Origin of the sequence: Streptomyces sp. NPDC059456 (genome assembly GCF_042750055.1) — a bacterium.
Taxonomy (GTDB): domain Bacteria; phylum Actinomycetota; class Actinomycetes; order Streptomycetales; family Streptomycetaceae; genus Streptomyces.
In genome coordinates, this window is sequence record NZ_JBHYVA010000842.1 from 1 (window position 1) to 3229 (window position 3229).

Annotated in this window: 4 protein-coding genes; 3 read left to right on the plus strand and 1 reads right to left on the minus strand. The window is 73.8% G+C overall.

Features of this window, described 5'->3' with window-relative positions; genetic code table 11:
* Positions 1 to 1725: FAD-binding dehydrogenase (locus ACFXA3_RS39375; RefSeq protein WP_385195700.1), on the minus strand; the 1725-nt coding region annotated here is incomplete at its 3' end.
* Between the two features lie 76 nt (positions 1726 to 1801).
* On the opposite strand from ACFXA3_RS39375, the gene ACFXA3_RS39380 reads away from it, so the two are divergent.
* The 3 genes from ACFXA3_RS39380 to ACFXA3_RS39390 are packed head-to-tail and all read left to right on the plus strand — an operon-like array spanning position 1802 to position 3057.
* Positions 1802 to 2332: an NUDIX domain-containing protein gene (locus tag ACFXA3_RS39380; protein WP_385195703.1), complete on the plus strand. Its 531-nt coding sequence runs from the start codon at positions 1802 to 1804 to the stop codon at positions 2330 to 2332.
* A 9-nt stretch (positions 2333 to 2341) separates the two neighbouring features.
* The gene (locus tag ACFXA3_RS39385; RefSeq protein ID WP_385195706.1) at positions 2342 to 2740 is read left to right on the plus strand and encodes a YidH family protein; all 399 of its coding nucleotides are present in this window, start codon (positions 2342 to 2344) and stop codon (positions 2738 to 2740) included.
* Entirely contained in the window at positions 2737 to 3057 is a 321-nt protein-coding gene (locus tag ACFXA3_RS39390; protein ID WP_385195708.1) for a DUF202 domain-containing protein, read from the plus strand. Before ACFXA3_RS39385 ends, ACFXA3_RS39390 begins: the two co-directional genes overlap by 4 nt.
* Positions 3058 to 3229: the final 172 nt, after the last annotated feature.

Here is a 3229-nt window from a genome sequence, read left to right on the forward strand (position 1 = left end):
CGCTCCGACCCCCTCCGCGACCCGGCCCCGCCCCGCCGCCCCCCCCCCCCCCCCCACCCCCCACCCCCCCCCCCCCCCCCCCCGCCCCCGCCCCCCCCCCCCCGCCCGGCCCGAGAAGATGCAGCCGCCGAGGAAGGTGCCCTCCAGGGCGCGGTAGCCGTGCACCCCGCCGCCGCCGAAGCCGGCCGCCTCGCCGGCCGCGTACAGGCCGGGCAGTGGCTCGCCGGACCCGGTCAGGACCCGCGACGACAGGTCGGTCTCCAGGCCGCCCAGGGACTTGCGGGTCAGGACGGAGAGCCGGACGGCGATCAGCGGGCCGGCCTTCGGGTCCAGGATCCGGTGCGGTGCCGCGGTGCGGATCAGCCGGTCGCCGAGGTACTTGCGGGCGCCGTGGATGGCCGTCACCTGGAGGTCCTTGGTGAAGGGGTTGGCGACCTCGCGGTCGCGGGCCACGACCTCCCGGCGGACCGTTTCCTCGTCGAGCAGGTCCTCCTTGGTGACCGCGTTCATGCCGCGCACCAGCGAGCCGAGGTCCCGCTCGACGACGAAGTCGGCCCCGTTGTCCATGAAGGCCTTCACCGGGCCGGGTACGGCCTGCCGTGCCCGGCCGATGACGTCGCGGACCGACTTGCCCGTCAGGTCCGGGTTCTGTTCGGAGCCCGAGAGGCCGAACTCCTTGCCGATGATGCGCTGGTTGAGCACGAACCAGGTGTGGTCGTGGCCGGTCTTCATGATGTGGTCCAGGGTGCCGAGGGTGTCGAACCCCGGGAAGAGCGGTACGGGCAGCCGCTTGCCGGTGGCGTCCAGCCAGAGCGAGGACGGGCCGGGCAGGATGCGGATGCCGTGCCGGGACCAGATCGGGTCCCAGTTCTCGATGCCCTCGGTGTAGTGCCACATCCGGTCCTTGTTGACGTGGCTGGCCCCGGCTTCCTCCGCGATGCCGAGCATCAGGCCGTCCACGTGTGCCGGGACCCCCGAGAGCATCCGCTGCGGCGGGGTGCCGAGCCGGGCCGGCCACTGGCTGCGCACGAGGTCGTGGTTGCCGCCGATGCCGCCGCTGGTCACGATGACCGCCTGGGCCCGGAGGGAGAACGTGCCGGTGGTCCCCCGGCCGCTCGCGGTCCCCCGCACGGCGTCGGAGTGCTCCAGCACCTCGCCCGTCACGGTGTCCAGCACCCCCGCCGTCCGGGCGAGCCCGGTGACCCGGTGGCGGAAGCAGAGCCGCACCAGGCCGCGGGCCACCCCGGCGCGGACCCGCCGCTCGAAGGGCTCGACCAGACCGGGCCCGGTGCCCCAGGTGATGTGGAAGCGGGGGACGGAGTTCCCGTGGCCGTTGGCGTCGTACCCGCCGCGTTCGGCCCAGCCGACCACCGGGAAGAAGCGGACTCCCTGCGCGTGCAGCCAGGGCCGCTTCTCGCCGGCCGCGAAATCGACGTACGCCTCCGCCCAGCGGCGCGGCCAGGCGTCCTCCTCCCGGTCGAAGCCTGCGGTCCCCCGCCAGTCCTGGAGGGCGAGCTCGCGGCTGTCCTTGATCCGCATCCGCCGCTGCTCGGGCGAGTCGACGAAGAACAGCCCGCCGAAGGACCAGTGCGCCTGGCCGCCGATCGACTGCTCGGGCTCCTGGTCGAGCAGGATGACCTTGCGGCCCGCGTCGACGAGCTCGGCGGTGGCCACGAGCCCGGCGAGGCCGGCCCCGATCACGATCACGTCTGCGTCGTACGTCATGGCGAACCCGTCCTCCGGTCGATGGTGGGGCAGATCCTTGGCTACGGAGCGGTAACCAGTCAACAGCGGTGGTTGGATGATCCGTGTGAGTGCTGCTGACGAAGTACTGGACGTGGTGGACCGGGACGACCGGGTGACGGGGCGGGCTCCGCGCGGCGAGGTGTACGCGGGCGGGCTGCTCCACCGGTGCGTGTTCGTCCAGGCCAGGGACGCGCAGGGACGGATCTTCGTCCACCGGCGGACGGCGTCGAAGCTGGTCTTCCCCTCGGCCTACGACATGTTCGTGGGCGGCGTGGTGGGCGCCGGCGAGAGCTACGCCGAGGCCGCGCTGCGGGAAGCCGAGGAGGAACTGGGCGTCGCCGGTCTGGCGCAGCCCGTCCCGCTGTTCAAGTTCCTGTACGAGGGACCGGGCGGGGCCTGGTGGTCGTACGTCCACGAGGTGCGCTGCGAGCTGCCGGTGCAGCCGCAGGAGTCGGAGGTGGCCTGGCACGCGTGGCTCTCCGAGGAGGAGCTGGCGGGGCGGGTCGCCGACGGGGAGTGGCCGTGGGTGCCGGACGGGCTGGAGGCCTACCGCCGGCTGCGCGCGCACCGGGAGTCCCGCCAGTAGATTGATCAGGTGATCGACTTCGTCAAGGACGTGCGCCTCTGGTTCGCCCCCCAGCGGCTGAGGGACGAGGGCGAGACCCCCGACTACCGGTTCTCGCTGGCCAACGAGCGGACCTTCCTGGCCTGGATCCGGACCTCCCTGGCCCTGGTGGGCGGCGGCTTCGCGGTGGACCAGTTCCTGCCGGACCTGCGCTGGGGGGTACGGGTCGGCATGGCGCTCGCGCTGCTCGCGGTGGGTGCGGCCTGCGCGCTGCGGGCGGTGAACCACTGGGTGCGGTGCGAGCGGGCGATGCGGCGGGGCGAGGACCTGCCGCTGTCCCGGTTCCCGGTGGTGCTGAGCCTGGGGGTGGGGCTGGTCGCGGTGTCGATGGTCCTGGTGGTGCTGATGGGCTGGACGAGCGGCCGATGACGGCCTCCGGCACGCCCGACCGTGACGCGGGCCTGCAGCCCGAGCGGACCCGGCTCGCGTGGCGGCGTACGACGCTGGCGTGCTCGGTGACGGCGGTGCTGGCACTGCGCACGGCGCTGCGCGGGCCGGGCTCGCCGGTCGAGGTCGGCGGGGCGGCGGTGATCGCGCTGATCTGGCTGGCGTTCCTGGCGATCGCCCACCACCGCATGCGCCAACTGGCGTCCCCCCGCCCCCAGCCCCTCACCCCCCGCGCGGCCCTGGCGGCAGTGACCTGCACGGTGGCCCTGTCCCTCTTCGCAATGACGGTCATCTTCTGACCACCCGACGCCCCGCCGGAAGGGCGGGGCGGAAGCCCATGGGCCGGGACATGAGTGCCTTTGTGTGTGTGGGGGGGGGGTACGGGGGGATGCTCCTTGGCCGGGACACGAGCGCCCTCGGGGGGCGGGGGGGATGCCCCTTGGCCGGGAGACGAGCGCCCACGGGGGGGAC